The following is a 6,634-nucleotide window of genomic DNA, read 5'->3' as shown; positions in this document are numbered from 1 at the left end:
AACGGCCGGCGCTTCGAGAGCTGGGTCGAGACGCAACTGGCGCCCGAACTTGAGCCCGGCGATGTCGTCATCCTCGACAATGTCGGGTTCCACAAGAGCGAGCGGGCCCACGAACTGGTGCGCCGACGCGGCGCATGGATGCTGTTCCTGCCGCCATACTCACCTGATCTCAACCCGATCGAAATGGCTTTCTCGAAGCTCAAGACGCTGCTGCGCAAGAAGGCGGCCAGAACCTTCGAGGCGCTCTGCCATGCGCTCGGCGACATCTGCGACCTCTTCGACCCCACTCAGTGCCGAAACTTCTTCAAAGCTGCTGGATATGAGGCCGATTAATCGCGACACGCTTTAGATTCTCATACGGAATAGTACCCATATCAAAACGGCTGTCGGCGGAACTGTCGCGATTGTCGCCAAGCATGAAGTAGCGGCCGGCCGGGACGACAACAGGCTGCGTGTTGTCGCCCATTGATCCGTCGATCATGTCGAGGACCGAGTAAGAGAGGCCGTTCGGCAATGTTTCGCGTTGCACTTTGGCCGACCGGATCTCATCGGAGGAGTAGGAACCGGTTTCTTCAAGCTTCACCGCCTGATCGTCGAGGTGAAGGACGCCGTCGATCATCTGGATCTTGTCGCCAGGAAGGCCGACAATGCGCTTGATGTAGTCGGTGCCGGGATCAGACGGCCGCCTGAAAACTGCAACATCGCCCAGCGCCGGCGCCGTGCCGAACGTCCGCCCTTCGATCGGCAGCAAGCCAAAGGGGACGCTGTAGCGGCTGTATCCGTAAGCAAATTTGGAGGCGAAGAGATAGTCGCCGACCTCAAGCGTTGGCACCATGCTGCTGGCCGGTATTGAGAATGGCTGAAACAGGAACGACCGGATCGCAAAACGCAGCCAGAGATGAGGCCAGAAACGCCAGCACCAGAACCGAAAGCCCATGTGAGTACCACTTGTCCGGCTTGAATCGATGCGCGAAGGGAACAACGAGCACCGCCGACAAGATCGCTATGCCGATACTTGAAAAATTGGCCAGCCCCGCGGCATCCCTATCATCTTCCATGCCTGGAAGCACCGGGAACCCGATGTAGCAAAGGGCGATGCTTGCGGCACTGATCGCGATGACCGCCAGCTTGCCGCTTCCGATCCAAAGAAATCCGCCGAACGGGCCGCCAAAGGCCGACACCAGGGCCGCCGACCATCTGGATCTCGACTTTGTGTCTTCAGTCACCGGCTACCGCCCCCAAGGCAAGCAAAGTCGGACTGTCCCTCAAACAAAAAAGCGAGGCAAGCCTCGCTTTGCAATTGCCGGATTGATCTTTGCTTCAAGCAGGCAGGATGGCGCCTTCGAGCGTGGTGAGCTGGCTAAGGAACTGCTCGGCCTTGGTACGGGTCTGATCGTCCTTGGCGTCGGCGGCGTCTTCCCTGGCCTCCTGGATGCGGCGGGCAAGGTCGGCGCGGTCGATGTCACCGACGGCGACCGCCGATTCGGCGAGCAGCGTGCAGCCGGCCGGAACGATGTCGGCAAAACCGCCGAACACGACGTAGCGTTCTTCCTTGCCGGCGGCGGTCTTCACCGTGACGACGCCTGGCTTGATCGTGGTCATGACCGGCGCGTGATGCGCCATCACGGTCATCTCGCCTTCGGCGCCCGGAATGACGACGGCCTCGACCTGCTCGGAAACCAGCAGGCGCTCCGGCGAGACCAGTTCGAATTTGAAAGCTTCAGCCATGCCAATTTAGCGAGTAGGGAATAGCGAGTAGCGAATAGTCCAAGGAACTTCGCCTGCTCATACGCCCTATTCGCTACTCCCTATTCGCTATTCGCTTCTTTATTCGCTTGCTTAAGCCGCTTCGGCCGCCAGGCGCTGTGCCTTCTCGACCGCTTCTTCGATGCCGCCGACCATGTAGAAGGCAGCTTCCGGCAGGTGGTCGTAGTCGCCATTGCAGAGGCCCTTGAAGCCCTTGATGGTGTCGGCGAGGTCGACCAACTTGCCCGGCGAGCCGGTGAACACTTCGGCGACGAAGAAGGGCTGCGACAGGAAGCGCTCGATCTTGCGGGCGCGGGCAACCGTCTGCTTGTCCTCTTCCGACAGCTCGTCCATGCCCAGGATGGCGATGATGTCCTGCAGCGACTTGTAGCGCTGGAGGATCGACTGCACCTGGCGGGCGACCTGGTAGTGCTCTTCGCCGACGACCATCGGGTCGAGCATGCGCGAGGTCGAGTCGAGCGGATCGACGGCCGGGTAGATGCCCTTTTCCGAAATCGCGCGGTTGAGCACGGTCGTCGCGTCAAGGTGGGCGAAGGAGGTCGCCGGCGCCGGGTCGGTCAGATCGTCGGCCGGCACGTAGATCGCCTGCACCGAGGTTATTGAACCCTTGGTCGTCGTCGTGATGCGCTCCTGCAGCGCGCCCATGTCGGTGGCCAGCGTCGGCTGGTAGCCCACGGCCGAGGGAATACGGCCGAGCAGCGCCGACACTTCGGAGCCTGCCTGCGTGAAGCGGAAGATGTTGTCGACGAAGAACAGCACGTCCTGACCCTGGTCGCGGAAATACTCGGCCACCGTCAGGCCGGTCAGGCCGACGCGGGCGCGCGCACCGGGCGGCTCGTTCATCTGGCCATAGACGAGCGCCGCCTTGGACCCTTCGCCGCCGCCCTTCTTGTTGACGCCGGACTCGATGAACTCGTGATAGAGGTCGTTGCCTTCGCGGGTGCGCTCGCCGACGCCGGCGAACACCGAGAAGCCGCCATGCGCCTTGGCGACGTTGTTGATCAGTTCCTGGATCAGCACGGTCTTGCCGACGCCGGCGCCGCCGAACAGGCCGATCTTGCCGCCGCGGGCATAGGGCGCGAGCAGGTCGAGAACCTTGATGCCGGTGACCAGGATCTGCGCTTCCGTCGACTGCTCGACATAGGTCGGAGCCGGCTGGTGAATGGAGCGCATCTCGATGCCGTCGACCGGGCCTGCCTCGTCGACCGGCTCGCCGATGACGTTGATGATGCGGCCGAGCATGCCCGGGCCGACCGGCACGGTGATCGGCGCGCCGGTGTCATAAACCTCCTGGCCGCGAACCAGACCTTCGGTCGAGTCCATGGCGATGCAGCGCACGGTGTTCTCGCCGAGATGCTGGGCCACCTCGAGCACGAGGCGATTGCCGACGTTCGACGTTTCCAGCGCGTTCAGGATCGCCGGCAGATGTTCGCCGAACTGCACGTCGACAACGGCGCCGATGACCTGGCGAACCTTGCCCGCCAAGCCGGTCTTCTTGATGGCAACGGTCGGCGCCTTCGCTGCGGCGGCCTTGGCGGGCGCGGCCGCCTTCTTGGCCGGAGCGGCCTTCGCTGCCACTGCCGGAGCCTTTGCCGGTGCTGCCGCCTTCGCGGCGGTCTTCGGGGCCGCCTTCTGGGAGGTCGCTGCTTTCGCCATCGTCTTTACCCTTTTCGTCTCTTTGTTTCTCACGCGATCCGCTGAAGGTCGGCGACCTTCGTGGGAGCGCCTAGAGCGCCTCGGCGCCCGAAATGATTTCGATCAATTCCTTGGTGATCTGCGCCTGCCGCTGGCGGTTGTAGGTGATCGACAATTTGTTGATCATGTCGCCGGCATTGCGCGTCGCATTGTCCATGGCGCTCATCTTGGCACCCATCTCGCCGGCCGCGTTTTCGAGCAGCGCACGGAAGACCTGTACGGAGATGTTGCGCGGAATGAGGTCGGAGAGGATTTCGCCCGGCTCCGGCTCGTATTCATAGACTGCGTTGCCGCCGTCCGTCACCGCGGCGGGAGCGGAAGCCACGCCTGCCGGAATGATCTGCTGCGTCGTCGGGATCTGGCTGATCACCGACTTGAACTGAGAATAGAACAGCGTGCAGATGTCGAAGCCGCCCTCGTTGAAGAGCTGGATGACCTTCTTGGCAATGGCATCGGCATTGACGAAGCCCAGCGTCTTCACTTCACGCAGGTCGACGCGGTCGATGATCAGCTCCGCATAGTCGCGGCGCAGGATGTCGAAACCCTTCTTGCCGACGCAGATGATCTTGACCTTCTTGCCGGCGGCCAAAAGCTTGCGGATGTGGTCGCGCGCAAGGCGTGCGATCTGCGAATTGAAGCCGCCGCACAGGCCTCGTTCCGCGGTGCAGACGACGAGCAGATGCACGTCGTCCTTGCCGGTGCCGGTCATCAGTGCGGGGGCATCGCTGCCATCGCCGATCGCCTGGGTGATGTTGGCCAGCACCGCACCCATGCGCTCCGAATAGGGGCGCGCCGCTTCCGCCGCCTCCTGCGCACGGCGCAGCTTCGCCGCGGCGACCATCTGCATCGCCTTGGTGATCTTCTGCGTCGCCTTGACCGAGGCGATACGGTTACGAAGGTCTTTTAACGAAGCCATGCTTCAAACCTGATCCCGTCCGGCTTCGTTCAAGCGAAGGTCTTGGCGAAGGTATCGATCTCCGCCTTCAGCTTGGCGCGCAGGTCGTCCGACAGCGCCTTCTCCTTGCGGATGCCGTCGAGCACGTCCTTGCCGGCCGAGCGCATGTGGCTGAGCAAACCATGCTCGAACTTGCCGACCTGGTCGATCGCCAGCTTGTCGAGATAGCCGTTGACGCCGGCGAAGATCACCGCGACCTGCTCCTCGACCTTGAGCGGCGAGAACTGCGGCTGCTTCAGGAGCTCGGTCAGGCGCGCGCCGCGGTTGAGCAGGCGCTGCGTGGCGGCATCGAGGTCGGAGCCGAACTGGGCGAAGGCCGCCATTTCGCGATACTGCGCAAGCTCGCCCTTGATCGAGCCGGCGACCTGCTTCATCGCCTTGATCTGCGCCGAGGAGCCGACGCGCGACACCGACAGGCCGACATTGACCGCCGGGCGGACGCCCTGGAAGAACAGATTGGTTTCCAGGAAGATCTGGCCATCGGTGATCGAGATGACGTTGGTCGGGATGTAGGCCGACACGTCGTTGGCCTGGGTCTCGATGATCGGCAGCGCCGTCAGCGAGCCGCCGCCATTGTCGTCATTGAGCTTGGCGGCCCGCTCCAGAAGGCGCGAATGCAGGTAGAAGACGTCGCCCGGATAGGCTTCACGGCCGGGCGGGCGGCGCAGCAGCAGCGACATCTGGCGATAGGCGACGGCCTGCTTCGACAGATCGTCGTAGCTGATCAGAGCGTGCATGCCGTTGTCGCGGAAATACTCGCCCATCGTGCAGGCGGTGAACGGTGCCAGGAACTGCATCGGCGCCGGATCGGAAGCGGTGGCGGCGATGATGATCGAATAGTCGAGCGCGCCGCGCTCTTCGAGAACCTTCACGAACTGCGCGACGGTCGAGCGCTTCTGGCCGACGGCGACGTAGACGCAGTAGAGCTTTTCCTTCTCCGGGCCGTTGTCGTGCACCGATTTCTGGTTGAGCATCGTGTCGAGGATGATCGCGGTCTTGCCGGTCTGGCGGTCGCCGATGACCAGCTCGCGCTGGCCGCGGCCGACCGGGATCAGAGCATCGATGGCCTTGAGGCCGGTCGACATCGGCTCGTTCACCGACTTGCGCGGAATGATGCCGGGCGCCTTGACGTCGACGCGCTTGCGCTCGGTCGCCTTGATCGGGCCCTTGCCGTCGATCGGATTGCCGAGCGCGTCGACGACGCGGCCGAGTAGGCCCATGCCGACGGGCGTATCGACGATGGCGCCGGTGCGCTTGACGATGTCGCCTTCCTTGATGTCGCGGTCCGCGCCGAAGATGACGACGCCGACATTGTCGGCTTCGAGGTTGAGCGCCATGCCGCGGATGCCGCCGGGAAACTCGACCATCTCGCCGGCCTGGACATTGTCGAGGCCATAGACGCGGGCGATGCCGTCACCGACGGACAGAACCTGTCCGACTTCGGAGACCTCGGCCTCCTTGCCGAAATTCTTGATCTGGTCTTTCAGAATTGCGGAAATTTCCGCGGCGCGGATGTCCATCAGCCGACCTCTTTCAGTGCAAGCTTGAGCGAATTGAGTTTGGTTTTGAGCGACGTATCGATCTGGCGCGAGCCCATCTTGACCACCAGCCCGCCGAGCAGCGACGGATCGACGGTCACGGTGATCGCGACATCCTTGCCGGCAACGCTTTTTAGCGCCGCCTTCAGCTCGGTCTGCTGAGCCGCCGTCAGCGCATGCGCCGAGGTTACCTCGGCGGCGGTCTCGCCACGATGCTCGGCCGCGATCTGGCGGAACGCCTTGATCATGCCCGGCACTGCGAACAGGCGGCGGTTATGGGCGACGACGCGCAGGAAATTGCCGGTGAGGCCGGTGATCCCTGCCTTGTCGGCGATCGCCGCGATGGCCTTGGCCTGGTCCTCGCTGGAGAACACCGGGCTATTGATCAGACGGGTAAGGTCGGCACTGCCTTCGAGCATCGCCGCGAAACTGTTGAGGTCGGCCTCGACCTTGGCGACCGAATTTGCCTGCAGCGCGAGCTCGAACAGCGAACCCGCGTAGCGTTCTGCGACACCTGAGATTGGCGATGACGATTGGGCCACGGACCGTCTTTTCTCTTGTCTGACAGGCCGCAGATTGTTGGCGCGAGCGAAAACTCTGGCTAAATCTTTGACCTTACTGCATTTTTCCAAGCACGGAGGTGCGGCTTCCGCTATCCCCGGCCGAAAGTCGATTGCCG

Annotated in this window: 8 protein-coding genes; 1 reads left to right on the top strand and 7 read right to left on the bottom strand. The window is 63.0% G+C overall.

The window, feature by feature from the left end; translation table 11 throughout:
* On the top strand, nucleotides 1-333 hold a 333-nt coding region (locus IQ26_RS28795), incomplete at its 5' end, for a transposase (RefSeq protein ID WP_145721742.1).
* Here the strand turns inward: IQ26_RS28795 and lepB are convergent.
* From lepB to IQ26_RS28755, 7 genes are all read right to left on the bottom strand, one after another.
* Nucleotides 305-937, bottom strand: coding sequence for a signal peptidase I (gene lepB, locus IQ26_RS28790; protein ID WP_145721741.1), 633 nt, complete (start codon nucleotides 935-937; stop codon nucleotides 305-307). The genes IQ26_RS28795 and lepB overlap by 29 nt on opposite strands.
* Complete coding sequence (locus IQ26_RS28785; protein WP_145721740.1) at nucleotides 819-1,181, bottom strand: hypothetical protein; 363 nt, start codon at nucleotides 1,179-1,181, stop codon at nucleotides 819-821. Before IQ26_RS28785 ends, lepB begins: the two co-directional genes overlap by 119 nt.
* Before the next feature lie 139 nt (nucleotides 1,182-1,320).
* On the bottom strand, nucleotides 1,321-1,728 hold the full coding sequence (locus tag IQ26_RS28780) for a F0F1 ATP synthase subunit epsilon (protein WP_145721739.1): 408 nt from the start codon (nucleotides 1,726-1,728) through the stop codon (nucleotides 1,321-1,323).
* 111 nt (nucleotides 1,729-1,839) lie between these two features.
* Nucleotides 1,840-3,423, bottom strand: a complete 1,584-nt coding sequence (atpD, locus tag IQ26_RS28775; protein ID WP_162458099.1) for a F0F1 ATP synthase subunit beta — start codon at nucleotides 3,421-3,423, stop codon at nucleotides 1,840-1,842.
* A 70-nt stretch (nucleotides 3,424-3,493) separates the two neighbouring features.
* A complete protein-coding gene (locus IQ26_RS28765) occupies nucleotides 3,494-4,378 on the bottom strand; it encodes a F0F1 ATP synthase subunit gamma (RefSeq protein WP_145721738.1) in 885 nt (294 codons plus the stop codon).
* A 29-nt stretch (nucleotides 4,379-4,407) separates the two neighbouring features.
* Entirely contained in the window at nucleotides 4,408-5,937 is a 1,530-nt protein-coding gene (atpA, locus tag IQ26_RS28760) for a F0F1 ATP synthase subunit alpha (protein ID WP_145721737.1), read from the bottom strand.
* Nucleotides 5,937-6,497, bottom strand: a complete 561-nt coding sequence (locus IQ26_RS28755; RefSeq protein WP_145721736.1) for a F0F1 ATP synthase subunit delta — start codon at nucleotides 6,495-6,497, stop codon at nucleotides 5,937-5,939. Before IQ26_RS28755 ends, atpA begins: the two co-directional genes overlap by 1 nt.
* Between the last annotated feature and the right edge of the window lie 137 nt (nucleotides 6,498-6,634).

The organism is Mesorhizobium tianshanense (genome assembly GCF_007830515.1).
Lineage (GTDB): Bacteria > Pseudomonadota > Alphaproteobacteria > Rhizobiales > Rhizobiaceae > Mesorhizobium > Mesorhizobium tianshanense.
The sequence above is the reverse complement of the archived record's forward strand: the minus strand, read 5'-3'. Positions and strand labels throughout refer to the sequence as shown.